Origin of the sequence: Pseudomonas sp. FP2254, assembly GCF_030687695.1 — a bacterium.
GTDB classification, from domain to species: Bacteria; Pseudomonadota; Gammaproteobacteria; order Pseudomonadales; family Pseudomonadaceae; genus Aquipseudomonas; species Aquipseudomonas quebecensis.
This window is the reverse complement of the sequence record NZ_CP117444.1, coordinates 858,128-884,053: the sequence shown is the minus strand read 5'-3', so window position 1 is coordinate 884,053 and position 25,926 is coordinate 858,128. Positions and strand designations below refer to the sequence as shown.

21 protein-coding genes and 1 tRNA gene are annotated in these 25,926 nt (G+C 63.3%); 8 read left to right on the top strand and 14 right to left on the bottom strand.

Features of this window, described 5'->3' with window-relative positions; translation table 11 throughout:
* Positions 1-78 precede the first annotated feature (78 nt).
* Positions 79-2,604: a sulfite reductase flavoprotein subunit alpha gene (locus PSH94_RS03900; RefSeq protein WP_305436543.1), complete on the top strand. Its 2,526-nt coding sequence runs from the start codon at positions 79-81 to the stop codon at positions 2,602-2,604.
* 849 nt (positions 2,605-3,453) lie between these two features.
* Here PSH94_RS03900 and PSH94_RS03895 read toward each other — a convergent pair.
* From PSH94_RS03895 to ptsP, 4 genes are all read right to left on the bottom strand, one after another.
* Complete coding sequence (locus PSH94_RS03895) at positions 3,454-4,995, bottom strand: alkaline phosphatase (protein ID WP_285427884.1); 1,542 nt, start codon at positions 4,993-4,995, stop codon at positions 3,454-3,456.
* A 140-nt stretch (positions 4,996-5,135) separates the two neighbouring features.
* Entirely contained in the window at positions 5,136-6,854 is a 1,719-nt protein-coding gene (locus tag PSH94_RS03890) for a PTS fructose-like transporter subunit IIB (RefSeq protein ID WP_305436541.1), read from the bottom strand.
* 11 nt (positions 6,855-6,865) lie between these two features.
* Entirely contained in the window at positions 6,866-7,807 is a 942-nt protein-coding gene (pfkB, locus tag PSH94_RS03885) for a 1-phosphofructokinase (RefSeq protein WP_305436538.1), read from the bottom strand.
* Positions 7,808-10,666: a phosphoenolpyruvate--protein phosphotransferase gene (gene ptsP / locus PSH94_RS03880; RefSeq protein WP_266245961.1), complete on the bottom strand. Its 2,859-nt coding sequence runs from the start codon at positions 10,664-10,666 to the stop codon at positions 7,808-7,810.
* A 294-nt stretch (positions 10,667-10,960) separates the two neighbouring features.
* Here ptsP and cra point away from each other — a divergent pair, with 294 nt between their 5' ends.
* Positions 10,961-11,956: a catabolite repressor/activator gene (gene cra, locus PSH94_RS03875; protein WP_181079651.1), complete on the top strand. Its 996-nt coding sequence runs from the start codon at positions 10,961-10,963 to the stop codon at positions 11,954-11,956.
* 2 nt (positions 11,957-11,958) lie between these two features.
* Positions 11,959-12,735 carry a TatD family hydrolase gene (locus PSH94_RS03870; RefSeq protein WP_181079650.1) on the top strand — a complete coding sequence of 259 codons (777 nt, stop codon included), beginning with the start codon at positions 11,959-11,961 and terminating at the stop codon, positions 12,733-12,735.
* Here PSH94_RS03870 and PSH94_RS03865 read toward each other — a convergent pair.
* The 5 genes from PSH94_RS03865 to PSH94_RS03845 form a co-directional block, all read right to left on the bottom strand.
* Complete coding sequence (locus PSH94_RS03865) at positions 12,682-13,113, bottom strand: hypothetical protein (RefSeq protein WP_305436536.1); 432 nt, start codon at positions 13,111-13,113, stop codon at positions 12,682-12,684. The genes PSH94_RS03870 and PSH94_RS03865 overlap by 54 nt on opposite strands.
* Positions 13,114-13,239: 126 nt before the next feature.
* Positions 13,240-13,944, bottom strand: a complete 705-nt coding sequence (locus tag PSH94_RS26020) for a methyl-accepting chemotaxis protein (RefSeq protein ID WP_370694759.1) — start codon at positions 13,942-13,944, stop codon at positions 13,240-13,242.
* 1,488 nt (positions 13,945-15,432) lie between these two features.
* The gene (gene ampE, locus PSH94_RS03855; RefSeq protein ID WP_181079647.1) at positions 15,433-16,269 is read right to left on the bottom strand and encodes a regulatory signaling modulator protein AmpE; all 837 of its coding nucleotides are present in this window, start codon (positions 16,267-16,269) and stop codon (positions 15,433-15,435) included.
* Complete coding sequence (ampD, locus tag PSH94_RS03850) at positions 16,269-16,829, bottom strand: 1,6-anhydro-N-acetylmuramyl-L-alanine amidase AmpD (RefSeq protein ID WP_181079646.1); 561 nt, start codon at positions 16,827-16,829, stop codon at positions 16,269-16,271. The genes ampE and ampD overlap by 1 nt, the downstream gene beginning before the upstream one ends.
* Positions 16,830-16,890: 61 nt before the next feature.
* Positions 16,891-19,041 (bottom strand): DUF1631 domain-containing protein, encoded by a 2,151-nt coding sequence (locus PSH94_RS03845; RefSeq protein ID WP_305436533.1) that lies wholly within the window; start codon positions 19,039-19,041, stop codon positions 16,891-16,893.
* 244 nt (positions 19,042-19,285) lie between these two features.
* Between PSH94_RS03845 and nadC the strand changes: the two genes are divergently transcribed.
* The gene (nadC, locus tag PSH94_RS03840; protein ID WP_181079644.1) at positions 19,286-20,134 is read left to right on the top strand and encodes a carboxylating nicotinate-nucleotide diphosphorylase; all 849 of its coding nucleotides are present in this window, start codon (positions 19,286-19,288) and stop codon (positions 20,132-20,134) included.
* A gap of 61 nt (positions 20,135-20,195) precedes the next feature.
* Here nadC and PSH94_RS03835 read toward each other — a convergent pair whose 3' ends face one another.
* The 4 genes from PSH94_RS03835 to PSH94_RS03820 all read right to left on the bottom strand — a co-directional run bounded on the left by PSH94_RS03835 (position 20,196) and on the right by PSH94_RS03820 (position 22,620).
* The gene (locus PSH94_RS03835) at positions 20,196-20,501 is read right to left on the bottom strand and encodes a DUF6388 family protein (protein WP_305436531.1); all 306 of its coding nucleotides are present in this window, start codon (positions 20,499-20,501) and stop codon (positions 20,196-20,198) included.
* Between the two features lie 148 nt (positions 20,502-20,649).
* A tRNA-Thr gene (locus tag PSH94_RS03830) sits at positions 20,650-20,722 on the bottom strand.
* Positions 20,723-20,770: 48 nt separating this feature from the next.
* Complete coding sequence (locus PSH94_RS03825; RefSeq protein ID WP_305436529.1) at positions 20,771-22,171, bottom strand: O-antigen ligase; 1,401 nt, start codon at positions 22,169-22,171, stop codon at positions 20,771-20,773.
* 35 nt (positions 22,172-22,206) lie between these two features.
* Positions 22,207-22,620, bottom strand: coding sequence for a pilin (locus PSH94_RS03820; protein WP_181079661.1), 414 nt, complete (start codon positions 22,618-22,620; stop codon positions 22,207-22,209).
* 197 nt (positions 22,621-22,817) lie between these two features.
* On the opposite strand from PSH94_RS03820, the gene PSH94_RS03815 reads away from it, so the two are divergent.
* The 4 genes from PSH94_RS03815 to yacG are packed head-to-tail and all read left to right on the top strand — an operon-like array spanning position 22,818 to position 25,709.
* Positions 22,818-24,026, top strand: a complete 1,209-nt coding sequence (locus PSH94_RS03815) for a type II secretion system F family protein (RefSeq protein ID WP_305436527.1) — start codon at positions 22,818-22,820, stop codon at positions 24,024-24,026.
* A complete protein-coding gene (locus PSH94_RS03810) occupies positions 24,023-24,889 on the top strand; it encodes an A24 family peptidase (RefSeq protein WP_181079640.1) in 867 nt (288 codons plus the stop codon). Before PSH94_RS03815 ends, PSH94_RS03810 begins: the two co-directional genes overlap by 4 nt.
* Entirely contained in the window at positions 24,886-25,512 is a 627-nt protein-coding gene (gene coaE, locus PSH94_RS03805) for a dephospho-CoA kinase (protein ID WP_181079639.1), read from the top strand. Before PSH94_RS03810 ends, coaE begins: the two co-directional genes overlap by 4 nt.
* Entirely contained in the window at positions 25,509-25,709 is a 201-nt protein-coding gene (gene yacG / locus PSH94_RS03800; RefSeq protein WP_181079638.1) for a DNA gyrase inhibitor YacG, read from the top strand. The genes coaE and yacG overlap by 4 nt, the downstream gene beginning before the upstream one ends.
* Here the strand turns inward: yacG and PSH94_RS03795 are convergent.
* On the bottom strand, positions 25,706-25,921 hold the full coding sequence (locus tag PSH94_RS03795) for a hypothetical protein (protein ID WP_003171680.1): 216 nt from the start codon (positions 25,919-25,921) through the stop codon (positions 25,706-25,708). The two genes, yacG and PSH94_RS03795, sit on opposite strands and share 4 nt — an antisense overlap.
* Positions 25,922-25,926 lie beyond the last annotated feature (5 nt).

Sequence of the window (25,926 nt, the reverse complement as noted above, 5' to 3'; positions counted from 1 at the left end):
AAACAACAAAGTTTCTCGACAACCCACGGCATAATGCGCGCCGTGGCACTTATATCCCGATGAACGAGGCGGTCCGACGTGTTGAAGAAAACCCTGTTTCAGTTGCACTGGTTTTTCGGCATTACTGCCGGGCTGGTGCTGGCCTTGATGGGGATCACCGGAGCGGCCGTGTCGTTCCAGGATGAAATACTGCGGGCTCTCAACCCCAGCGTCCTGCACGTACAAAAACGCGAAGCCGGCGTGCTGCCGCCGGCCGAACTGGTGCGCAAGCTCGAAGCCGTCGAAGGCAAGACCGTCGCCATGCTGTGGGTAGAGCGCGACAGCGGCAATGCCGCGCGCGTGGCCTTCACCCCGCCGCCGGGTGAACGGCGTGGCCCGATGCGCTACTTCGACCCGTACACCGGCGAGTACCTGGGCGATGCCGTCGGCCAGGATGTGTTGGGTTTTATCCTGCAACTGCACCGCTTCCTCGCCATCGGCGAAACCGGCCGGCAGATCACCGGCGCCTGCACCCTGATCCTGGTGTTCTTCTGCCTCTCCGGCCTGTACCTGCGCTGGCCGCGCCAGGTCGCGAGCTGGCGCGCCTGGCTGACCCTGGACTGGCGCAAAAAGGGCCGCAGCTTCAATTGGGACCTGCACTCAGTGTTCGGCACCTGGTGCCTGCTGTTTTACCTGTTGGCGGCGCTCACCGGGTTGTTCTGGTCCTACGACTGGTACAGCCGAGGGCTGACCCAACTGTTGTCCGACGCCCCGCAGAACGAACGGGTACGCACGCGCGGCCCAGCGCCCGCAGGCCCGGCACCGGTGGCCAACTACGACGCAATCTGGAGCAGCCTCTACAGCAACGCCGGCGCTGACCTGAGCGCCTACAACATCCGCATGCCTGGCGCTGCCGGGCAACCGGCTACCGTGTATTACCTGCTGAGCGACTCGCCCCATGACCGCGCGCTCAACCAGATCAACCTGGACCCGGCCACCGGCGAGGTCCAATCCCATGATCGCTACGCCGGCAAGAGCCTCAAGGCTCAGTTACTGACCAGCATTTATGCACTGCACACCGGCAGCTACTTTGGCTTGATCGGGCGGATCGTGCTGACCGTCAGTTCACTGTTGATGCCGTTGTTCTTTATCACGGGCTGGTTGCTGTACCTGGATCGCCGTCGCAAAAAACGCCAGGTGCGCGACGCTCGCCAGCGCCTCGGCGCCAACCCCAGCGATGCCTCGGCGTGGCTGATCGGCTTTGCCAGCCAGAGCGGTTTCGCCGAACAACTGGCCTGGCAGACCGCCGGGCAACTGCAGGCTGCCGGCCTGCCGGTGAAAGTGCAGGCGCTGGGCAGCGTCAGCGCGGATGAGCTGCGCCAGGCGCACAACGCGCTGTTCGTGGTCAGCACCTTCGGCGACGGTGAAGCGCCCGATAATGCCCGTGGCTTCGAGCGCAGCGTGCTCGGCCAGGGCCTGTCGCTCAAGGGCTTGAACTACTCGGTGCTGGCCCTCGGCGATCGCCAATACCCGCACTTTTGCGGCTTCGCCCGGCGTCTGCATTTCTGGCTGACCAACCAGGGCGGCACAGCGTTATTCGCCCCGGTGGAAGTGGACAGCGGCGACACCCACGCATTGCTGCACTGGCAGCAACAGTTGGGCGAACTGACCGGCCACGCCCCGGCCGCCGCCTGGCCAAGCACCCAGTACGAACACTGGACACTGAGCCAGCGCACCCTGCTCAACCCCGGCAGCGTCGGCGCGGGCGTGTACCTGCTGGGCCTCACGTCGACGTCGTCGCAGCACTGGGACGCCGGCGACCTGGTGGAAATCCTGCCGCGCAACGCCCCTTCGGCAGTCGAGCACTTTCTGGCGGGCCTGGGCCTGCAAGGCAGCGACGGCGTACTGATCGAAGGGCTGGCACAAACCCTCGACCAGGCACTGGCCACTCGCCAGTTGCCGGACAACCGCGCGCACCTGGTCGGCCTGCACGCCCAGGCGCTGGTGGACGCCTTGGTGCCGCTGGGCATGCGCGAATACTCCATCGCCTCGATTGCCGGCGACGGTGTGCTCGAATTGATCGTACGTCAGGAACGCCACGCCGACGGCCGCCTGGGCCTGGGCTCGGGCTGGCTCACCGAACACGCGCCCCTCGGCGGCGCGATCAGCCTGCGTCTGCGACGCAACAGTGGCTTCCACCTGCCGGACGCGCCGGTGCCGCTGATCCTGCTGGGCAACGGCACCGGGCTGGCCGGCCTGCGCAGCTTGCTTAAAGCGCGCATTGCCCAAGGCCAGCAGCGCAACTGGCTGGTGTTCGGCGAACGCAATATCGCCCACGACTACCTGTGCCGGGACGAGCTGCAAGGCTGGCTGGCCAGCGGCGATCTGGCGCTGTTGGACCTGGCGTTCTCCCGCGATCAGGCAGAGAAAATCTACGTGCAGGATCGCCTGCGCGAGTCGGCGGATGTACTGCGCAGATGGCTGGCCGATGGCGCGGCGATTTATGTGTGCGGCAGCTTGCAGGGGATGGCTGCCGGGGTGGATCAGGCGTTGGTGGATATCCTCGGCCGTGAGGCGGTGGAGCGCTTGATCGAACAAGGCCGCTATCGCCGCGACGTCTACTGAGGTCACCCAATGTGGGATTGCATTTCAAGTCAGTGTTCTGTGCCGGTGGCGCTTTTTCGAACACCACTTCAGGCCCGGCGACAAACTCCCGGAACGGCTCGAAATCCTGGAGCGCTGCGCGATCCACTGTGGGAGGGGGCTTGCCCCCGATAGCGGTGGATCGCTCGTCTGATAAATGACTGTCACACCGTCATCGGGGGCAAGCCCCCTCCCACATTGGGATTGCATCTCAAGTCAGTGTTCTGTGCCGGTGGCGCTTTTTCGAACACCACTTCAGGCCCGGCGACAAACTCCCGGAACGGCTCGAAATCCTGGAGCGCCGCGCGATCCACTGTGGGAGGGGGCTTGCCCCCGATAGCGGTGGATCGCTCGTCTGATAAATGACTGTCACACCGTCATCGGGGGCAAGCCCCCTCCCACATTGGGATTGCATTTCAAGTCAGTGTTCTGTGCCGGTGGCGCTTTTTCGAATACCACTTCAGGCCCGGCGACAAACTCCCGGAACGGCTCGAAATCCTGGAGTGCCGCGCGATCCACTGTGGGAGGGGGCTTGCCCCCGATAGCGGTGGATCGCTCGTCTGATAAATGACTGTCACACCGTCATCGAGGGCAAGCCCCCTCCCACATTGGGATTGCATTTCAAGTCAGTGTTCTGTGCCGGTGGCGCTTTTTCGAACACCACTTCAGGCCCGGCGACAAACTCCCGGAACGGCTCGAAATCCTGGAGTGCCGCGCGATCCACTGTGGGAGGGGGCTTGCCCCCGATAGCGGTGGATCGCTCGTCTGATAAATGACTGTCACACCGTCATCGGGGGCAAGCCCCCTCTCACATTGGAATTGCATTTCAAGTCAGGTGGGTTGCAACTTCTGTTCGAATACCGAGACTCCATCCAAGTCGCGCAGGATCACCGTCAACTCTCCCGTCTGGCCATCGATATTCACCTCGCCAAAAAACTGAAACCCTGCAAACGGCGAGGTGTTCTGCGCCGGTGGCGCTTTTTCGAACACCACTTCAGGCCCAAACGTTTTATCCAGCGGATTGGGCCCGAAGCTGCCGGCGTTCAACGGCCCGGCGACGAACTCCCAGAACGGTTCAAAATCCTGGAACGCGGCGCGATCGGGATGGTAGTGGTGCGCGGCGCAGTAGTGCACATCGGCTGTCAGCCACACATGGTTACGCACCTGCTGTGCGCGCAGAAAACCAAGTAACTCAGCGATTTCCAGCTCGCGCCCCTGGGCCGGGCCTGGATCATTGTTGGCAATGGCTTCCCAGCGCGGCACGCCGGGGCTGACTTCGCCGTCGGGCACGCCCAGGCCGATAGGCATGTCGGCGGCGATGACTTTCCATTGCGCCGTTGAACCCTTGAGTTCGCCCTTGAGCCAGTCCAATTGTTCACGACCGAGAAACGGTTTGGCCGCCCCCAGGTTGTCATCATTCGGGCCACGGTAGCTGCGCATGTCGAGCACAAATACATCCAGCAGCGGGCCATAACTGAGCTTGCGATAGATGCGCCCGCCGCCGTCGGCGCTTTGGCGGCGCATCGGCGAATACTCCAGCCAGGCCTGGCGTGCACGGCCTACGAGCGTGTTGATATCGCGGGTCTGGTAGCGCTCGTCCAACTGCTTGCTCGACGACCAGTTGTTGATCACCTCGTGGTCGTCCCACTGCCAGATCTGCGGCACCTCGGCGTTGAAACGGCGCACGTTTTCATCCATGAGGTTGTAGCGATAGTTGCCGCGGTATTCGTCCAGGGTTTCGGCGACTTTGCTCTTGGCTTGGGTGGTGATATTGCGCCAGATGCGCCCGCTTTCGGTCGCCAGTTGTGCCGGCACCGGGCCGTCGGCGTAGATGGTGTCGCCGCTGTGGATAAAGAAGTCCGGCAGACGCAGGCGCATGGCTTCGTAGATGCGCATGCCGCCGATATCCGGGTTGATGCCGAAGCCCTGGCCGACGGTGTCGCCACTCCACACGAAGCGAATATCGCGGCGCTGTTGCGGCACGCTGCGCAGATGGCCGAACCACGGTTCGCTGGAAACGCCGCTCTGGGCGTCTTCGAAGTGCACGCGGTAGAAAATCGCCTGGTCGGCGGGCAACCCGGTGAGTTCGACGCGGGCGGTGAAGTCCGTGCGGCTGTCGGCCAGCGGCGAGACGAAACGGCGCGGGTTGCTGAACACACTGCGGGTGTCCCATTCCACCACCATCCGCGCCGGGCGGTCGCTGCGGCTCCAGATCATCGCGCGGTCGCCCAGCAGATCGCCGGACTGCACGCCATCGGTGAGTTGCGGCCGGTCCTTGACCGACGCAATCACCGCCGGCGCCAGGCCCGGCAGTAACAGACCGGCGCCGACGGCTTGCATCACGCGGCGACGGCCCAGATCGAAGTGGCTCATGCAGGTGCCCTCTTGAGTCTCAAAAGAGGCACTTAACCATACGGGAATGAAGCGGATGTGACACTCACCCTGCGCTGAGCCGAGATCCAAATGTGGAGGGGCTTGCCCCCTTCCACATGTTCAGGCCCTGCCGGACCGTGTCAGGCGTTGGCCGGCGCGACGCTCAGCTCCACCACTTCCGCCCGCTTGATCAGCGCATACACCACCCCGGTCAGCAGGCTGCCCGCAACGATCGCCAGCAGATACAGCAACGCATGGTTGATCGCATTCGGGATCACCAGCACAAACAAACCACCGTGGGGCGCAGCCAGTACGCAGCCGAAGTACATCGACAGCGCGCCGGTCAACGCACCGCCGGCGATGCTCGCCGGGATCACGCGCAGCGGGTCCTTGGCGGCGAAAGGGATCGCACCTTCGGAGATAAAGCACATACCGAGGATCATCGCGGCCTTGCCGGCTTCGCGTTCGGTCTGGGCGAATTTGCGCCGCGCCAGCAGCGTGGCGATGCCCATGCCGATGGGCGGTACCATGCCGGCGGCCATGGTCGCGGCCATCGGCGCGCCGCTATGGGCGGCCAGCAGGCCGACCGAAAATGCATACGCAGCCTTGTTGATCGGCCCCCCCAGGTCCACGCACATCATGCCGCCCAGCAGAATACCCAGCAGCACGGCATTGGTGGTGCCCATGGTGCTGAGGAACTCAGTCAGGCCGCTGAGCATGCGCGCCACCGGCGGGCCCACCAGGTAGATCATCGCCAGGCCGGTGAACAGGCTCGCCAGCAACGGGATGATCAGAATCGGCTTGAGGGCTTCCATGCTCTGCGGCAGGCGCACCACGCGCGTGACCCCTTTGACGCAGTAACCGGCCAGGAAACCGGCAAAAATGCCGCCGATAAAGCCCGCGCCCAAAGTACCGGCGAGCAGGCCGCCAATCATGCCCGGCGCGATCCCCGGACGGTCGGCGATCGAATAGGCGATATAACCGGCCAGCAGCGGCACCATCAAGGTAAACGCGCTGTTGCCGATGGTTTTCAACGCCGCCGCCAGGGTGCCTTCCTGTTCGAACGCATGAATGCCGAACGCAAACGACAGGGCGATCAGCAAGCCGCCCGCCACCACCATCGGCAACATGAACGACACACCAGTAAGCAGGTGCTTATAGACCCCGGTTTTTTCCGGCTTGGCTACCGCTGCACCGGCCGCGCTCTCCACCGTGCCTTCGGCCAGGGCTTTGTTCAGGGTCGCTTCCGATTGTTTGAGGGCAATACCGGTGCCGCAACGGTAAATCTTCTTGCCGGCAAAGCGTTCGGTGGCCACTTCGATGTCCGCCGCCAACAGCACTACGTCGGCCTTGGCGATGGCTTCGGCGCTCAGCGGCGTACGCGCGCCCACCGAGCCCTGGGTCTCGACCTGCAAGTCGTAACCCAGGCGCTTGGCCGTCTGCTGCAAGGCTTCGGCGGCCATAAAGGTATGGGCCACGCCGGTCGGGCACGCGGTGATGGCGACGATGCGCGGGGCGTTTTTCGCCGCCACGGGTGCCTGGCTGGCGACATACACCTGGGCCTCTTCAGCGCCGCGACGCAACACCGCCTCCACATCCGCCAACGCCTGGGCCGGTGTGCTCTGGAACACGCGCTTGCCGACGAAGCGCTGCATATCCACCGGCGTGCTGCTGACCAGCAACACCCACTCGGCGGCGGCCAGGGTCGCTTCGGATAACGCACGCTCGGAGTGTTGCACATCCACTACTTCGACACTGGTGCTCCAGCCCTGGCGTTGCGCGGCGGCGTCCAGCAAGCGGGCGCACAGCACACTGGTGACCATGCCGTTGGGGCAGGCAGTAACAATGGCTAACTTCATGACTAACCCTCTTATTGTTCTGTGAGCGGTCGTACATCGACGCCGCTTTGCAGATGCGCCAACTGCGCGTCATCGCTGATGCCGAAACCGATCTGCGTCACGGCCATGGCGGCAATCGCCGTGGCGCGACGCAGGGTCTGCTCGGGCGCTTCGTCACTGAGCAGACCGTGGAGCATGCCGGCCAGCAACGAGTCCCCGGCACCCACGGTGCTGGCCACGCTGACCTTGGGCGGCGTGGCGTGCAGCGCCGCCGTTGGGCTGAACCAGTTAACACCGTCGGCGCCATGGGACACCACGACATGCTCCACGCCCTGAGCGTGCAGGCGCTGCGCGGCCTGGCGTTGCTGTTCGAGGGAATCGGTGGGGCAGTCGAGGGCATCGGCCAGTTCTTCGGTGTTCGGCTTGACCAACCACGGGCCGGCACGCAGGCCGGCACGCAGCGCCTCGCCGCTGGTGTCCAGGGCGACTTTCAAACCGAGGCCCTTCAACTGCACCAACACATCGTGCAACCACTGCGCACTGACGCCACGCGGCAAGCTGCCGGCGACCACCACCGCATCGTGAACGGGAGCGATCAGAGTGAGCTGGTTGAGTAAGGCCTGTTGCGCCTGCTCGCTCACCAGCGGCCCCGGTGCATTGATGTCGGTGACGCGACCGTCCTGCTCGGCGATCTTGATATTGCTGCGGGTTTCCCCCGGCACGCGGATAAACGCGTCGGCAAAACCACGACGGGCGATCAGCGCTTCAAAGGCCTGCGGGTTGTCCGCACCGAGAAAACCGCCCACGGTCAGCTGATGCCCCAGGTCGGCCAGCACCTGCGCCACATTCACGCCCTTGCCGGCGGCGTGGGTCAGCAGGGTTTCGCTGCGGTTGACTTCACCCGGTTCCAGGCGGGCCAGGCGCACCGTGAGATCCAACGCCGGGTTCAGCGTCAGGGTCAGAATCCTTGCCATTTACACCGCCTCCACGAGGGCTCGCACATCGGCGGGGGAACCTGCCGCCAGTGCTTGTTGTGCCAGGCGCTGGGCCTGGCTCAGACTGAATTCGCGCACACGCGCCTTCACTTCGGGAATGCTGCGCGCCGACACGCTCAGCTCGTCCACCCCCAGGCCCACCAGCACCGGCACCGCCAACGGGTCCGCCGCCAGTTCGCCGCACACGCCAACCCATTTGCCATGGGCATGGGCGGCGCGCACGGTGATATCGATCAATTGCAACACCGCCGGGTGCAAGCCATCGGCCTGGGCCGACAAGGTCGGGTGGCCACGGTCGATGGCCAGGGTGTATTGGGTCAGGTCGTTGGTGCCGACACTGAAAAAGTCCACTTCCTTGGCCAGCACCGGCGCCAGCAAGGCCGCCGACGGCACTTCGATCATGATCCCCAGTTGCAGGTCGGCCACCGGGATTTCCAGGCGCAGGCGCTCGGTCATATCACGGGCGGCGCGCCACTCGTCGACGCTGCCGACCATGGGAAACATGATGCGCAGCGGGCGGTTGTCCGCCGAGCGCAACAGCGCGCGCAATTGCGCTTCCATGATCTGCGGGCGCTGCAAGGTCAGGCGGATGCCGCGCACACCCAGGAAAGGGTTTTCTTCCTCGGCAATCGGCCAGTAAGGCAAGGGCTTGTCGCCACCCACATCAAGGGTGCGCACCACCAGTGGGCGTCCGCCGAGGCCGTCGAGCACGCGGCGGTATTCGGCCTCCTGGGTGGCTTCATCCGGGGCTTGCGGATGGGCCATGAAAATCAGCTCGGTGCGCAACAGGCCGATGCCTTCGGCGCCCTGCTCCACCGCAGCAGCAACGCCGGCGCTCTCGCCGATGTTGGCGAACACTTCCACCGCATGCCCGTCACGGGTCAGCGCCGGTTCGTGGCGCTGGGCCGAGGCGGCCTGCAAGCGTTGTTCACGGGTGTCGCGCTCGACGGTGGCGCGTTGCAGGGTGGCTGTGTCGGGGTCCACATGCAGGCGCCCGCGCTGGCCATCCAGCAGCAGCGGCGTACCGGCGGCAAGCAGCAGCACCGCCGAGCCGGCGCCGACCAGCGCGGGGATGCCGAGCGCGCGGGCGACGATGGCGCTGTGGGCCGTGGCGCCGCCGCGAGCGGTGAGGATACCGGCGACGCGGGCCGGGTCCAGGCGCGCCACGTCGGAGGGGCCGACCTCGTCCATCACCAGGATGTAAGGTTCGTTCGGTTCCTGCGCGGTTTCGACGCCGCACAGTTGCGCCAGCACTCGGCGGCCGACATCGCGCAGGTCGGCGGCACGCTCGGCGAGCAGCGCATCCTGCAACGATTCCTGCTGTTTGGCGGCGGCCTCAATTACGCTCATCCACGCGGCTTCGGCGCTTTCGCCTTGCTTGAGGCGCGTGTCGACTTCGTCGGTGAGTTCCGGGTCGTCGAGCATTTCCTGGTGGGTGATGAAAATCTCGCGGATCGCCTTGGACGGGCTGCGCTCGATCAGGCCGTGGATATCACCGCGCACGTCGGCAAGGGCGGCCTGCAAACGCTGACGCTCAATCGCGCACGACTCGCCGCGCAGCGGGTAGTCGAACACCTGCTGGGCCTGGACATGGGCCGGGCCGATAGCAATTCCCGGCGCAGCGGCGATCGCCTGGAGCTGGCTGCCTGACGCTGGCGCGCTGATCACCGGTTCTATGTCCACGGTTGCGGGTTGCGCGCTGACGGTCGGCAGCGGCTCGATCGCCTCACCGAGCCCCTCTTCTACCGCCGCCAACAGTGCCGGCAACGCATCACCGGCAATGCCGGGTTCGGCGACAAACTCCAACACCTGACCGCGGCGAGCGCCGAGGCTGAGCAGCTTGCTCAGGCTCTTGACCGACACCGCGGTGGCCGGGCCGTCGATGACGCGCACGCGGATATCGCCGTCAAAACTTTTGGCCAACTGCGCGAGGATCTTCGCCGGCCGCGCATGCAGGCCGTGGGCGTTGGCCAGGGTGATGCGCGCGCTCGGCCAGTCCGCGGGCAGTTCGCCGCCCAGTACTTCAAGCACCGCGCGACTGCTGGTGGCTCGGCCCAGTTCCTGGCCACGGCCTTCGATCAGCAGCGCACACAAACGCTCAAGCAGGGCCTGGTGCGCTTCGCCCAGGCTGGCCAGGCAAAACAGGCCGTTGAGCGGCTGGCCAAGGTAACGCATGGGTTTGTCCGGGGTGACGAACGCCAGGCCCGGACGTTTGACGGTTTGCTCGCTGTGCAGCCACCACAGGCCATCGCCCAATGGCAGTGCATCGACCTGTTGCAATACGGCGGCGAAGCCGTTGCTGACGCAATCGGCCTGGCGCAGCAGGCGTGCCCCTCTCCAGACCAGCTCTTCGAAATCATCGGCGGACACGCCCAGGCTGATCATCTGTGCATCCAGCGCCAGCTCCTGCGGTGCACCCTGCAGCAATTTCAGCAGAGCTTGCGCGGAGGCGGCGCGACGCAGCGCCTCACCCAGGTCGGTCTCGCCGAGGGCGCGGGTGAGCAGTTGCAGCAGGCGCAGGTGTTCGTCGGACTGGGCGGCGATGCCGATGGCCAGGTACACGACCTGGCCGTCGCCCCAGTCCACCCCTTCGGGGAACTGCAGCAGGCGCACGCCGGTGGAGAACACCTGATCGCGGGTTTCGGGGGTGCCGTGGGGGATCGCAATACCTTGGCCGAGAAACGTCGAGCCCTGGGCTTCACGGGCTTGCAGGCCGCTTAAATAGCCTTCGGCGACCAGGCCGTCGGCCACCAGTGTGTCAGCGAGCAGGTGCAAGGCAGCAGATTTATCCACAGCCACCTGGCCCATGGATATCTGCTCTACAGTGAGCTCAAGCATGCCGTTCTCCTAGTGAGTGCGCTGGGCGCACTAGGTATTGTTTTGAATAAAACAGTGTAGGGGTGTTTGAAAATCACTGACTGAGCGGTCAGTTGGCAGGAGCCGCTCGGTCGCGAACGTCGTAAAAATACGCTGGCTGAAACGTTTAATCTAGAATTTAAGGCAGATTACGCGTTAATTGTGCATCCTTGAAGGACCACTCGGCGATTGAGCTGGGACATTGGTCGTGCGCCGGAATCGGTTACGATTGGACAAAATGTCGGGGCGAGCTCCAAAAAACAAGGAAATCCCGGTTTGAAACTCAGTGATATCGCACGTCTGGCCGGTGTGTCCGTGACCACCGCCAGTTATGTCATCAACGGCAAAGCCGCCCAGCAACGCATCAGCCACGCGACCGTCGAGCGGGTGCGAGCGGTCGTCGACGCCCACGGCTTTACGCCGAACCCCCAGGCCGCCGGGCTACGCAGCCGGCACACGCGCACGCTGGGCTTTATTCTGCCTGACCTGGAAAACCCCAGTTACGCACGCATCGCCAAATTGCTGGAGCAAGGCGCGCGTGCGCGGGGCTATCAGCTGCTGATCGCCAGCTCCGACGACGACGCCGACAGCGAGCGCCAATTACTGCAGTTGTTCCGCGCCCGACGTTGCGATGCGTTATTCGTGGCCAGTTGCCTGCCCACCAGCGATGACAGTTACCGTGAATTGCAAGCCAAGGGCCTGCCGGTGATCGCGATTGACCGGGTGATGGAGTCGACACAGTTCTGCTCGGTGGTCAGCGACGACCGTCAGGCCTGCCATCAGTTAACCAGCAGCCTGCTGCAACCGCTGCCCAAGCAAATCGTACTGATCGGCGCACGCCCCGAGCTGAGCATCAGCCAGGAGCGCGCCGCCGGTTTTCAGCAAGCCCTGCAGGGTTTTACCGGTGAGATGCTCATCGAGCACGGTGAAGCGTTCAGTCGCGACTGTGGCCGACAATTGATGGAGCAATTGCTACAGCGGCTGGGCCACTTGCCTGACGCGCTGGTGACCACGTCCTATGTCCTGCTGCAAGGCGTGTTCGATGCACTGCACGACTATCCGCTCAAATCGCGCCCCCTGCGCCTGGGCACGTTCGGCGACACTCAACTGCTGGACTTCCTGCCGCTGCCGGTCAACGCCATGGCCCAGCAGCATCAGTTGATCGCCGACACCGCACTGCGCCTGGCCTTGGCCGCCATCGAAGAAGAGCAGTACCAACCGGGCGTGCACGCCATCGGCCGCACCTTCAAGCAGCGTATTCACGAGGCGTGAACGTGACGCTGATCGACACCCACACCCATCTGGATTTCCCGGAGTTCGACAGCGACCGCCGGGAAGTCCTCGCCCATAGCCGCGAGCTGGGCGTACAGCGCATGGTGGTGCTGGGGGTGTATCGGCAGAATTGGCAGCGGCTGTGGGACTTGGTGCAGACCGATGACGGCCTGTTCGCTGCGTTCGGCCTTCACCCGGTGTATCTGGACGATCACCGCCCCGCCGACCTGTCCGAACTGGGCGACTGGCTGACTCGCCTGCGCGGCCATCGGCAGCTGTGTGCGGTGGGCGAGATCGGCCTGGATTATTTCCTCGAAGACCTGGACCGCGAGCGTCAGCAACACCTGTTCGAGGCGCAACTGCGGCTGGCCGTGGATTTTCAGCTGCCCGCCCTGCTGCACGTGCGTCGCAGCCATGCGGCGGTGATTGCCACCCTCAAGCGCCTACGCGTGCCACGTGGCGGCATCATCCATGCGTTTGCCGGCAGCCGTGAGGAAGCCCGCGAATACATCAAGCTCGGTTTCAAGCTGGGCCTGGGCGGTGCCGCGACCTGGCCTCAGGCGCTGCGCATGCACAAGGTGCTGGCGCACTTGCCGCTGGACGCGGTGGTGCTGGAAACCGACTCGCCCGACATGCCGCCCGCCATGTATCCCGGCCAGCGCAACAGCCCCGAGCACCTGCCGGACATCTGCCGCGCCCTGGCCGAACGCATGGGCCTCAGCCCGCTAGCGCTGGCTGAGGCGAGCACCCGCAATGCGCGCGAGCTGTTCAATTGGTAGCACGGGGCTGACAACGTGCAGGTCCAGGGTCATGCGCTGGCGGTGACGCGCATAGCGCAGTACCAGGTAATGCAGCAGCACCACCATCAGTGAAATGTTGAACTGCCCGATCACGCTGATCAGCCCAAGCCACTCAGCCACCAGCGCCACGATCAGCACCATGCAGGTTAATGCCACCATGCTCGGCCGCACCAGCGCCCAACGGTCAAGCGCCTTGAAATGACGCAACTGCACAGGGCAGTTCAACTGCAGGATTCGCTGGCAATACGGGCAATCGAACGGCTCCTCGATGGCGATGGCATTCAATTGCCAAGGCTTGAGTTCAAATGTGATGTCGCAATGGGCGCAATGCCCTTTGATGCCGAGTGCAGCGGTCATCGTGGTGCCTCCTCGGTTCCCGGTTTGAGTGAAATAAATTTTCACTCATTTACGTGAACAGAAAAGGCGCTCGCGAAAATTCAGACCCGCACCACAGCTCTAAACGGCTAGTCCTACACCTGCGCCCTACACGCGAAACGCGCCGATCAATTGCTTCAACTCGACTACCTGCAGCGATAACTGTCGACTGGCCGCCGCCGTCTGTTGTGCGCCGTCGGCGGCATGCTCGCCGGCACGATTGATTTCGACGATGTTCTGGTCGATATCGTGGGCCACGGCGGTCTGCTGCTCCACGGCAGCGGCGATCTGCTGGTTCTGGTCCACGATCAGGCCGACGGCGCCGAGAATATTGTCCAGGGCTTGCTGGACCTTTTCCGATTGCCCGACCGTGCCACTGGCCATTTCATGGCTGCTGCCCATGGCCGTGACGGCCGCCTCCACGCCTTGGTGCAGGCGGCTGATCATCTGCTCGATCTCTTCGGTGGACTGCTGTGTGCGGCGCGCCAGGGTGCGCACTTCGTCGGCCACCACCGCGAAACCACGCCCCTGCTCACCAGCGCGCGCCGCCTCGATCGCCGCGTTGAGCGCCAGCAGGTTGGTTTGCTCGGCGATGCTTTTGATCACATCCAATACGCGACTGATGGCCTGGCTGTCGCTGGCCAATTGATGGATGGCCCGCACCGATTGGTCGATCTCCGTCGCCAGACACGCAATGCTGCTCTGCTGGGAGTGCACCAGGCCCCGGCCGTTGACGGTTTCCTCGTTGACACGCTGGGCGCTGCCCACCGCGGCGGCGGCGTTGCGCGCCACTTCCTGGGCCGTTGAAGACATCTGGTTCATCGCTGTCGCGACCTGTTCGATCTGCGTGCGCTGGCCACGGACCGCCTGGTTGCTGGAGTCGGAGACTACTTCCACTTGGCCGGCCTGCCGCTCGACCTGGCTGACGGTGTGGCCGACACGCTCGATCAAGTCATGGATTTTTGCCACGGTGCCGTTGAATACCTGGCCGAGTTCGCCCAGCTCATCGCGGCTGCGCGCCACAAAGGTGACAGTCATGTCGCCGGCCGCCACGTCGTCCATCATCTGGCCCAAGTGCCGCAACGTGGTGCGCGTCGAGGCGTAGAAACCGGCGTACAAGTAAAAGATCAGCAAAAACACCGCCGTCAGCGCCGACACCAGCACCACCATATGCAGGCGCTTCTGCGCCAGGCGTTGCTGCAACTGCTGATCGAGAAATCCCAGGGTGGCCTCATCGAGTTCATAGGTTTTGGCCATCAGTTGGCTGACATCGTCATAAAAACCCTGCCAGGACGCGTCGAGGGTTTCAGCCATGACCACCCGTTCTTCGAACAACTCGCTGCCCTGCTTGAGGCTGGCATTGCTGGCCTTGGCCAGGCCGTCGAGCGCCGTGTGCGCGGCACTGCTGGAGCCCAGTGCATCCTGCAGTTTCAAGGCGTACTCGGCGTGGAGTTTTTCCAGCTGCTGCAGCAGTTCATCAAAGCGAGTGCTGGATGATGAGTTGAGAAAACCTTGCCCCAGGGAAAAGGCTCCCATCGCGCGCCCCTCCCCCAGCGTCTGGCTTACCTGCGGCGTGACGCTGGTGATCAAGTCGCTGAGTTGGCGCAAGTCGCTTTGGGGATCGCGGCTCAGCCCGGCTTGACTGGCGATGATCTGGCCGAGCATCTGCGCTTTGTTCAACAGTTTGCCGATCAGCGCGCTTTTACTCAGTAGCGAGGTTTCCTGTTGCTGGGCCTTGAAGGCATCGAGCAATTCAGCGCGCTTGGCTTCAAACACCGCGACGTGCTCCGGGTCGACGCTTATGGGCGCCAGGCCCTGCAAACGGCTCAGCACGCTCTGTTCCAGGGCGCTGATCGTGCTTTCAAGATCCCCAACCTTGGCGGACTGGCCGAGCGTGGCATTGATCTGCACCTGGTTGTTGAGGGTTTCCAGGTCGCGGCGCAGGGCCAGGCTGCTGCCGAGTACATCCAGGCTTTGCAGTTCGACGCGAGTGCCCTGGAATTCGCGCCAGGCGTCACGCACCAGGAACGCGTTGGTCGCCAGCATCGGCAACAGGAACAACACGCTGATCAGGCTGAACTTCATACCGAAACTCAGGCGATTCATCAGCGCGACGGCGGGATAGAGCAAGCTCTTCACAGGTGAACTCCCTTTTCTTTTATTTTTATTAAGGGCGCAGGAGCGCGGCAGAAGGCCACTAGTGGCGCTCTGTCTATATAGCTCAATTCAACAGGGAGTTTTGTAACTTAAGGTTAACAACCCGTGGGAGCCGGCGCGCTCCCACGGTATCGCGTATAGCCGTTATGGCAAGACGGTCCAGATGGCGAAACCGGCATACCACAGCACGGCGGCACGCAGCAGCAGTTCCCATAACCGGTCGAGGCTGTTGATGCCCTCGGCGCCTACTGCGGGAGCCGGGATTTCGGCGGCGGCCAGGCCGACTTTCTCTACCAGTTGGGCTGCGCTGATGTCCCAGCTCAGCAACTCGTGGAGCATCACTCGGCTGACCGCGACGAAGTTGCCTACCAAGGCAAAGCTGGCCGCCAGCAAGCGCACCGGCAGCCAGTCGAACGCGTGGCGCAGTTGCCCGGCGCGTTCGGCAACCAAAGGGTTGAGGCTGTGCTCGCTGGCCAGTGCCAGCAGACGATAGGCCAGGGCGGCCACCGGGCCGAGCAGGAAATACCAGAAGATCACCGCAAAAAAACTCTGGTAAGCCTGCCACAACAGATGGCCCTGCACGCGCTCGAGCAGTTGCTCGCCGCTGTCGGCACCCAGCGCCAAGTCGCGCTCGGCCACATGTTCGGCGGCCTGCAGGTCGCCGCGCCGCCAGGCGTCGCGGAACGGCCCCAGATCAGCCAGCAGATCGCCACGGCCCAGGCTGTAGATCACCACCAGCAGGTGCACCGGCAGTGCCAGCAAACCATAGGCCACCGGTTCCAGCACCATCAGCAACAGCGCCAGCACGGCCACCGGCAGCAGCACCAGTAACGTCAGGATCAGCCAGGGCCGCTGTGCCAGGCGCGGGCTTGATTCCAGCCTGGCCAGTTCGCGCAGCCAGCCGCCATCGCGCTGCAACCGATGACGCAGGGCCGAGAACTTCTCGATCCATACAGCCAGCACCAGTACCAGGAAACTCATCAGGTGTGTCCTCCATCCTGCAGGGCGCTGCGAAAGCGCGCCCAATCAAAAGCGGGGCCGGGATCGGTCTTGCGTCCCGGGGCAATATCGCTGTGACCACAAATGCGTTGCGCGGTGATGTCCGGATAAGCCGTCAGCAATTGCCGGGTCAGCTCGGTCAGCGACGCATACTGGGCATCCGTGTACGGCAGGTCATCCGTGCCTTCCAGTTCGATGCCCAGGGAAAAATCGTTGCAGGTTTCCCGTCCTTCGAACCGCGAAATACCGGCATGCCAGGCCCGGTCGCGGCAGGACACAAACTGCGTCACCGCGCCGTCGCGCTCAATCAGAAAATGCGCAGAGACCCGTAGGTCGGCAATCCCTTCAAAGTAGGGATGTTCCGTGACATCCAGGCGATTCTGGAAAAAAGCCTGCACGTTGCCGGTGCCGAACTGAGCCGGTGGCAGGCTGATGTTATGCACCACCAGCAGTGAAATCTCGCCTGCGGGGCGCTCGTTGAAGTTGGGCGAGGGGCAATGAGCAATGCCCTGGCACCAACCGCTGGCGGGGTCCAACTGCATACAGGTTCCTTGAACGGGACAACAGATGACCAGTATGCCGCGTTCGACCCCGTGGTTGCGATCACTTGGCGTGATTGAGTTGCCGCAGCCTGTCAACCACCGCGGCCAGCGCGCGTTCGAACAGTGGGCTGTCATCCAGCACCCGCAAACCGCCCTGCTTGAATGCCAGCGCCAGTTGGCCGGGGCTTTGCTCCAGCACCTTGAGCCCCGCGCGGTTGACGAACACATAGGTATTGGCCGGTGCCAGGATGGCGGCGAGCTTGCAGCGCAAGGCAACGGTGGCGTCCTGTTGACGCAGGATCCAGGCGCCGACCCGAAGTGAATGGACCTTGAGCAGATCGGGATCGTCGGATGGCAGGTCGATCGCCGGCCCGCCTGGCAACGTGCCAAGCACGAAAGGCTCGCGCACTTCGATCAACCCGTCGATGCGCTCGGCCGGCTGCACATGCAACGCCTGCAGTTGCACGAAGAATTCTCGGGCACTGAAAGGATCGAACGCGGCGCTGTTCAAACCGTCGCGCAGCGCCTTGAGCAGGCCAGGCAACTGCTCCAGCAAACGCCGGCCGGCTTCGGTGTCGTCGTGCAGGCCGACGCTCCAGATCAGGTCGTCCATGGTGCGCAAGGCCGCCTGCCAGTGCACCGACTGCTCGCCATGCTTGAGGCTGGCCAGCAACAGCACCTGGCTCCAGGCCTGTTGCAGGAACTGCACCACCACCTGCGGCAGTACTTTGCCCAGCAGTCGCCGATTGAGCGCATCGGCCACCCGCTGACGCGCCTCGTCGGTGCGTACGCGGCCTTGTTCGGCTTCGCGGGTGTGCTGTTCGAGCAGCGCGCTGCGCCGTTGTTCGTCGGCGGTAAAGGCCCTGAACTCGGTGAGCAATTGGGAAAAAATCGCCGCGTCGTCGACAAACTCATTGAGCAAGCGCTGCACCAGTTGCTCGACGCGCAGGTACAGGGGGTCGCGCGGCTCGTCTTCTCCCACGCTGCTGCCCATGGTCGCGGCGGCGATGTCATTGAGCAGGCGTCGCGCCGGATGGCTGGCGTGGCTGAAAAAGCCCTTGTCCAGCACCGCCACTTTCAGCATCGGAATCTGCAGGCGAGCGATCAATGACTTGAAGGTATCGGGGACGGTGCAGTCGCTGAGGATGAATTCGAACACCAGCGCAATCAGGTTGATCACGTCTTCGTCGGCTTCTTCCACCACCCGCGACTTGCCACTCTTGACGCTGACGCGGGTGAGTAATTGCTCAAGCTGGTTGCGCAGATCGAACTCGTCCTCGACCTGCGGCGTCGGCACGTACTGCTGCAAATGGGACAACAGTCGCAACAGGTCGCGGGTGGCGATGGGCTGCGGTTGGTGACTGGCTTCCAGGGTCGGCGCCACACTGCCGCGCACGGCTTTGAGTAAGGTTTGCAGCGCAGCGAAGGCTTGCTGGCCGCCCTCGTCGACGGGCAACTCGGTGGGCGGCAACGCCTCTTCGTGCCGCTGCTCACGAGCGGCACGCTCACCCGCGCGCCGCGACGGCGCGGCCTTGAGTTCAGGCAGCACGCCGGTGGCGACCAGCAACTGATTGGCTTCGCCATACAGTTGATCGGCATCGCTGAGGACGTATTTTTCGAAGAGTTTGAGCATGATCAGCTTGACGCGGATTTCCACCCCAAGGCTGCGCCCCGCCTGCAGGAAGCATTCGCAGAGCAGCGCCGGCCCCAGGGGGTTTTCACATTCGGCCAGGTGACTGCCCAACACGGCGCTCAGCCGTGCGGTGAGCTGCGCCAGCGCCAGCCCGTCGCGATGCCGCACACGCTCGAGCATGGCCTCCAGTGCCACGGCTTTTTCCAGTGCATCGCGGGGCGTCGTGGGCGCAGCTTCGTAAGACACCAGCGGCACCAGTTGCAGCTCACCGCGCCCGGCTTCGCCCAGGCTGGCGAAGGCCGCGAACAGGCGCTCCATGAACACGCGCTCGAAATTCTTGCGCTTGAGGCGCAGGTCGCGCATGGCCTCAAAGAAAATATGGTGGTCGACGTTGCTGCGGGCCTTGTCGGCCATTTCAAACAAGGTGTCGTCGGCGTTATCGAACAGGTCCTGCAAGCCCTGCTGCAGCTGCTGCGCCGCCTTGTCGCGAACCTGCAGCAACACAACCGGCAGGCGGGCGAGCGGCGATGGCGTGGCGTGCGCCTTGTTGATCGGCACCACCTTTCCGTCATTGTGCATCCTGGCCTCCTGAGACGGCGGTATCGAATGGGGCGGGACCGGCTGCGCGCCAGCACGCTCGCTGGCAAAAGCCGGCCACCACCAGGACGTCAAAGCTATGACGCCAATTGCAAGGCGCGAGATTATCTTGCAAACGAGGGGGGTTACGCCAGCACGCTCTGACATTCGCGCATAAATCAGCAGGCCGCTGGGTTCGCAGGCACACACCCCCTATAATCGAGGCACTTTGTTTGTGGAGCCTGTTATGCCGAATCTGCGTCTTGCCGACCTCACCGCCGAAATTGAAGCCAACGTGCGCCGTGCGCTGCTGGAGGACATCGGCAGTGGAGACATCACCGCGCAGCTGATCCCTGCCGAACGGCTGGCCAAGGCCACCATCATTACTCGCGACGCAGCGGTGATCGCCGGCACGGCGTGGGTGGACGCGGTGTTCCGCCAGTTGGACCCTCGGGTCGCCGTGCATTGGCAGGTGGCCGATGGCGAGCGCGTCAGCCCCAATCAGGCATTGTTCCACCTAGAGGGCCCGGCGCGCTCGCTGCTCAGCGGCGAACGCAGTGCGCTGAACTTCCTGCAAATGCTGTCCGGAGTCGCCACACGCGCCCGGTTCCTGGCGGACTTCGTCGCCAGCACTCCAGTCAAATTGCTGGATACCCGCAAGACCCTGCCGGGCTTGCGCCTGGCGCAGAAATACGCCGTGACCTGCGGGGGCTGCCACAACCATCGCATCGGTTTGTACGATGCGTTCCTGATCAAGGAAAACCACATCGCGGCCTGCGGGGGCATTGCGCAGGCCATCACTGCCGCGCACAGGATCGCCCCCGGCAAGCCAGTGGAAATCGAGGTGGAAAGTCTGCAAGAGTTACGCGAAGCATTGGCGGCGGGCGCCGACATCATCATGCTTGATGAGTTGAGCCTGGAGGACATGCGCGAAGCCGTGCGCCTGAGCGGCGGTAAGGCGAAACTGGAAGCCAGCGGCGGTATCAATGAAAGCACCCTGCTGCCCATCGCCGAGACCGGTGTGGACTACATCTCCATCGGTGCGATGACCAAGGATGTGAAGGCGGTGGATCTGTCGATGCGGCTCAGTATTTGAGGCATTTCAAGCTGCAAGCAAGTCGAGTGAACACTTGCAGCTTGAAGCGTGCGGCTCTTATCTAAACCACCAGGTTATTCATCTCGCAATACTCGTCCCATTCGACGCCCAGCACCTCGGCCGCTTCCTTGTGCAGGACCAGCCGCTGAGCTTCGAATTCTTCCGGTGTCGAGGTGTACTTGAGGGTCAATTCCCAAGGCTGCAGGCCCTGGCTTTCGGCCTCGTCCTCGAATGCCCACTGGATCTGGTCGTGCTGGTCATCGGCGCTCAGGTCCTTGATCTCTTCTTTAAGCTGCGGCGACTCCTTGAGGTAATGTTCAAGAGCTGCTTCGTGCCGCGCTTCCTGGGTCATTTCGGTCGTGGTCATGGTGTTCTCTTAGATCGAGGAATGGGGATGCATCTGGGACATCAGGTTGCGCAGATACAAAAGAACAGGCATGGATGCCGGCTCGTCTGGCCTTCAGAACCATTCTGGGATCAGCTGAAAACGTTGCCTTGAAACGCTGTTGCCTTTGTGCCCGAGACAGGAATCGAACCTGCGACCTTCGCGTTACGAGTGCGCTGCTCTACCGGCTGAGCTACACGGGCGGTGGACTAAAGCTAGCACCGCATCGGGCGTCCGGCAACTCGCGGCCTTCAGCGGGCGATGACACCCTGCGCCCAGAAGCGAGGCTGCAGGTAACTGCCCGTGGCGTCGAGGTACTGCCGCTGGGCCTGCTTGATGTGGGGCACATCGCGCAGCGCGACATGCACCAGCAACGCGATCGCCAATACACTCAACACTTTCCACACCGTCCAGGCCAACGGCCAAGTCGCCGTTGCAGGTGTTCGCCAACGATGCAACGCCATCAGCCACCCCACGACCAGCGCAAGCCAGACCTGGGAATTGGGCATCACCAGCACACCGTCGACCATGGACTGCGTCAGGGCACCCACCAACGCCGCAAACAGGCATAAGCGCAGCAGGTCCGCGCGTTCACTTGAACGCGCGCGCTCACGCAACACAGCAACCGTGGCCCAGCCACTGCGTCCTGCCAAAACCGCCACGCACAACGTCGAAAGCACACCCCACTCGCTGGCCCACTGCAATACAGCCTGATGCGGATGGGCGGCAACCTTGTTGGCAATATCGGCAAAATGCATCGGGCCGAACCCCAGCCACGGCCGCTCGGCGATCATCTGCCAACCCTGCCACCAGATCGGGCCGCGCCCCGACAGTGAAGTGGTGAGGCGCTCGCTGGCGTCATTGGACGTCTCGATCCCCAGGTAGGTCGCCAGCACCGTGAACAGCAGCCAGTAAACCCACAAGCCGCCCAGCATTGCGGCCAACTGCCAACCCAACCATCGCCGCCCCCACGGACCGAGCAGCGCCAGTACCATTCCCGCCACCCCCATGCCCAGCCAGGTGCCGCGTGTACCGCCGCTGATCGCAATCAACCACCAGGCGCACAGCAACGCAAAGGCCATCCCCCGCAGTGAGCGAGAAACGGTGGGTAACAGCAGAGGAAGCGCCAGCAACGGCAGCGTGAGTGTCTGGAACTGACCGTAGAAACGCTTATTGGAAAAACTCGACAACAGCAGGTCCGGGTTCAACGTGGGCCCGCCGCTGGCGAACGCAAGCACGCCGGCGTACAGGTACTGAAACGTTTTGATCAGGCACAGCAGCACAACGATCAGCAGCAGCGCCCGATCCAAAGGCTCACCGCCATGACGGCGCAGCGATGCAAAGGCCAGCGCGATGGCTGCGCAGCTGACGAACAGTGCCACTTCGGTCAGCGCCCAGAGCGGCTGATGGGCCAGCAGCGAAGACGTCACGCCCAAGCCCACGATTACCGACAGGCCCAACGCCGTCTGGCGATCCACCCAGGGTTCAGTGGGCGTCACCGAAATACCGTACAGCACCGCGCAGAACCCGATGGCAATCTGCATGACCCGCTGTAGATCGTGCCCACCGAACGGCGTGCAAATACCCACCACCAATAGGCACACAGCCAGCACCAGGAAAATACTGCCGCGCCGCTGTACGGATAATGTCATTGGCCAGCTCGACGTGCGTGTGGGTGCAGGCACCGTCACGCGCCGCCGGCGGCGCAGCCCTTGGCGACGTATTTGGCCTCGGCAGTAGTGGTGCAGGTCCAGCCGCTGGTAGCGTTGCGGGTCAGGCTGATGGTCTTGCCCAGGACCGGCGCCGGCGCGTCGAGGATTTCGCAGCTGATGCCACCTGCGCCGGTGGCAACGTCGCCGGTCACGTCGATCTTGCAGTTGGCGGTAGGACTGGTGCCACCGATCAAGGCCACGGTAGGGACCGTGCCCTGATTGAGCGTGTCTTCGTACCCAGCCTTTAACGCAGTGATTTCCGCCAGGCCGGCAGTGAACTTGGCCTTGGCCTGATGGGTGGTGTACATGGGCAGGCCAATGGTGGCCAGGATGCCGATGATTGCCACGACGATTAACAACTCGATCAAAGTAAAGCCTTTCTGACGCATCACTTTCATTCTCCAAAAGAACTCATGACAAGGCGCTTCCTGCGCCCCGTGTTGTGCAGCGGCGCCAGTGTACTCATCCGCCGAGCGTCAATCGCGTGCAAGACGCATATTCTGACATTTTATCCGCCGCCGCAGCCTGCCCCAACTCACCGCCTGACTAAGCTTTGAAGCTCAACGACCGTGTGCGGAACCGTGACATGAACAACGCTTCGACGACTTACACCTGGGAAGGCACCACGCGCAAAGGGCGCAGGGTGTGCGGGCAAAGCACCGCGCACAGTCCGGCCCTGGTCAAGGCGCAACTGCGCCTGCAAGGCATTCGCCCCAGCCGTGTGCGCAGGAAAGCCCTGCTGCTGCCAAGTTTCGCGGTGCCGATCAACACCGCCGACATCGCCCTGTTAACCCGTCAACTGGCCACATTGCTCAAGGCTGGTATTGCCTTGCTGCAAGCCCTCGACCTGATCAGCGAAGGTGTCGAAAACCGGGCCGTGCGTGAACTGCTGCAAGCGCTGAAACAGCAGATCGCCGCCGGCACCAGCCTGGCTGACGCATTGGGCAGGCATCCGCGGTATTTCGATGAGCTGTACTGCAACCTGGTAGCGGCCGGCGAACAGGCCGGCGCGCTTGAAACCCTGCTGGAGCGCGTAGCGGTTCATCTGGAAAAAAGCGAGCAGCTCAAAGCCAGGATCAAGAAAGCCATGACGTATCCCATCGCCGTACTGGCGGTGGCCGGGGTGGTTACCGCTGTGCTGCTGGTGCAAGTGGTGCCGCAGTTCCAGGGCCTGTTCGCTGGCGTCGGCAGTCAGTTGCCGGACTTTACCTTGGCCGTCATCGCCCTGTCGGAATTCATGCGACAAGCCTGGTGGCTCGTCGCATTGGGGCTTGGCGCGGGGTGCATGGGGCTACGCCAGGCGCATCGAACATCTTCACGCTTTCGCTACTGGCTGGATGGGGGTTTGTTGAAAATGCCGCTGGCAGGCAAACTGCTGCAGAAATCGGCCGTGGCCCGCTACGCCCGCACGCTCTCAACCACATTCGCGGCGGGGGTTCCGCTGGTGCAGGCCTTGGATTCCGTGGCCGGCGCCGTCGGTTCCAGGCCATTCAAACAGGCAATCGAACATATGCGTCGCGATGTATCCACAGGCATGCAACTGAACCGCGCCATGGCCTCCAGCGGCTTGTTTCCCGGCATGGCGATCCAGATGACCGCCATCGGTGAAGAGTCCGGCACGCTGGACTTGATGCTGGAGAAGGTCGCCAGCCACTATGAGGCCGAGGTAGACAATCAGGTCGATAACCTCACCAGTCTGATGGAGCCGCTGATCATGGTGGTACTGGGAGGCATTGTCGGCGCGCTGGTCATCGCCATGTACTTGCCGGTCTTCCAATTGGGGAGCGCATTTTGAGCCAGCTGTTGAGTGAATCCCCCTGGCTGTTTGTGGCGCTGACGGCTTTGCTGGGGCTGATCGTCGGCAGCTTTCTCAATGTGCTGGTGTGGCGCCTGCCGAAGATGCTTGCACGGGAGTGGCGTGCCCAAGCCCACGAAGTGCTGGGTTTTCCTGCCGAAGCAGCGGGGCCGACCTATAACCTGATGCACCCCAATTCCTGCTGCCCCCATTGCGAGCAGCCGATCCGCCCCTGGAACAATATCCCGCTGCTCAGCTACCTGCTCCTCGGGGGCCGGTGCGCCCACTGCAAGGGAACCATCAGCGCTCGTTACCCCTTCACCGAACTCGCCTGCGGGGTGCTGTCGGCGCTGGTGGCCTGGCATTTTGGTTTTGGCTGGCAAGCCGCAGCGGTGATGCTGCTGACCTGGGGCCTGCTGGCGATGAGCCTGATCGATGCCGACCATCAGTTGCTGCCGGATGTGCTGGTGCTGCCGCTTCTTTGGCTGGGTCTGATCGTCAACAATTTCGCATTGCTGGTGCCGTTGTCCGACGCGGTGTGGGGCGCGGTGGTCGGGTACATGAGCCTGTGGTCGGTGTTCTGGCTGTTCAAGCTGATCACAGGCAAGGACGGCATGGGTCACGGCGACTTCAAGTTACTGGCTCTGCTCGGGGCCTGGGGTGGCTGGCAAATCGTGCCGATGACGCTATTTGTGGCGTCATTGGTCGGCGTGTTTGCCGGGCTGACCCTGATGCGCCTGCGCAAGGCCCAGGTATCCACACCCATGCCGTTTGGACCCTATTTGGCGATTGCCGGCTGGATTGCGTTGCTCTGGGGTGGTCAAATAACCGACTTCTATTTGCAGTCTGTCGGTTTCCAATGAGTCCTTCTTCTGTTCCAACTCCGTGGATACTCGGCCTGACCGGTGGCATCGGCAGCGGTAAAAGCGCGGCGGCTCAGCACTTTGTCGATCTGGGCATCGATATGGTGGATGCCGACCACGCCGCACGTTGGGTGGTCGAACCAGGGCGTCCTGCACTGGCACGCATCGCCGAACATTTTGGCGACGGCGTGCTGTTGCCGGATGGTCGGTTGGACCGTGCCGCCCTGCGCAAGCTGATCTTTGAAGTCCCTGAGGAACGCCGCTGGCTGGAAGCCCTTCTGCACCCGCTGATTGGCGAAGAAATTCGCAGCCATCTGGCGCAGGCGCGCTCGCCCTACGCGATTCTGGTGTCACCGTTGCTGATCGAATCAGGCCAGTACAGCATGACCCAGCGCATCCTGGTGATCGACGTGCCGCAATCACTGCAGATTCAGCGTACCCTGCAGCGCGACGGCATCAGCGAACAGCAGGTGCAGGCCATTCTCAAGGCCCAGTCCAGCCGCGAAGACCGCCTGAACCATGCCGACGACGTGCTGGTCAATGACAGAGACCTCGCCTGGCTGCACGACGAGGTCGAGCGACTGCACCACTTTTACCTTACTTTGCGTGGAGGCCGATCATGAGCCAACCCTTGACCGTCGACTGTCCAACCTGCGGCGCACCCGTGGAATGGAAAGCGACCAACCCCAACCGGCCGTTCTGCTCGGACCGTTGCAAGCTGATCGACCTGGGCGCCTGGGCCAGCGAAGAGCACAAGATCCCGGTGGCCCCGGACGCCGAAGACGAATTATTTTCCGAAGACCTGCCACCCCGCCACTAAGGGCGCATAAACGCATATTCCTGCTGGTCGTCGAGGTTTTCTGCCAGGTATTGCAGCTCGTCGGCCAGGTCTTCGAAACTGCGCACGCCCTTGCTCTGCTGCACCACCGCGCTGAGCATGGCGCGCAGGGTCAAGCCGGGGTCGAAACCGATTTCCTGGGCCGCGTCCTGACTTCTGCGAAGTTCCTGCCGTGCCCACTCATACACACTCATGATCC

What these genes read in the sequence shown, in the direction of transcription:
- coaE (WP_181079639.1), top strand. Translation starts at nt 24,886, where the DNA reads ATGAGTCCTTCTTCTGTTCCAACTCCGTGGATACTCGGCCTGACCGGT.
- PSH94_RS03865 (WP_305436536.1), bottom strand. Translation starts at nt 13,113, where the DNA reads ATGACCGCTGCACTCGGCATCAAAGGGCATTGCGCCCATTGCGACATC.
- PSH94_RS03895 (WP_285427884.1), bottom strand. Translation starts at nt 4,995, where the DNA reads ATGAGCCACTTCGATCTGGGCCGTCGCCGCGTGATGCAAGCCGTCGGC.
- PSH94_RS26020 (WP_370694759.1), bottom strand. Translation starts at nt 13,944, where the DNA reads ATGTCTTCAACGGCCCAGGAAGTGGCGCGCAACGCCGCCGCCGCGGTG.
- pfkB (WP_305436538.1), bottom strand. Translation starts at nt 7,807, where the DNA reads ATGGCAAGGATTCTGACCCTGACGCTGAACCCGGCGTTGGATCTCACG.
- PSH94_RS03890 (WP_305436541.1), bottom strand. Translation starts at nt 6,854, where the DNA reads ATGAAGTTAGCCATTGTTACTGCCTGCCCCAACGGCATGGTCACCAGT.
- nadC (WP_181079644.1), top strand. Translation starts at nt 19,286, where the DNA reads ATGCCGAATCTGCGTCTTGCCGACCTCACCGCCGAAATTGAAGCCAAC.
- ptsP (WP_266245961.1), bottom strand. Translation starts at nt 10,666, where the DNA reads ATGCTTGAGCTCACTGTAGAGCAGATATCCATGGGCCAGGTGGCTGTG.
- PSH94_RS03825 (WP_305436529.1), bottom strand. Translation starts at nt 22,171, where the DNA reads ATGACATTATCCGTACAGCGGCGCGGCAGTATTTTCCTGGTGCTGGCT.
- ampE (WP_181079647.1), bottom strand. Translation starts at nt 16,269, where the DNA reads ATGAGTTTCCTGGTACTGGTGCTGGCTGTATGGATCGAGAAGTTCTCG.
- PSH94_RS03820 (WP_181079661.1), bottom strand. Translation starts at nt 22,620, where the DNA reads ATGCGTCAGAAAGGCTTTACTTTGATCGAGTTGTTAATCGTCGTGGCA.
- PSH94_RS03815 (WP_305436527.1), top strand. Translation starts at nt 22,818, where the DNA reads ATGAACAACGCTTCGACGACTTACACCTGGGAAGGCACCACGCGCAAA.
- PSH94_RS03845 (WP_305436533.1), bottom strand. Translation starts at nt 19,041, where the DNA reads ATGCACAATGACGGAAAGGTGGTGCCGATCAACAAGGCGCACGCCACG.
- PSH94_RS03795 (WP_003171680.1), bottom strand. Translation starts at nt 25,921, where the DNA reads ATGAGTGTGTATGAGTGGGCACGGCAGGAACTTCGCAGAAGTCAGGAC.
- ampD (WP_181079646.1), bottom strand. Translation starts at nt 16,829, where the DNA reads ATGCAGTTGGACCCCGCCAGCGGTTGGTGCCAGGGCATTGCTCATTGC.
- PSH94_RS03835 (WP_305436531.1), bottom strand. Translation starts at nt 20,501, where the DNA reads ATGACCACGACCGAAATGACCCAGGAAGCGCGGCACGAAGCAGCTCTT.
- yacG (WP_181079638.1), top strand. Translation starts at nt 25,509, where the DNA reads ATGAGCCAACCCTTGACCGTCGACTGTCCAACCTGCGGCGCACCCGTG.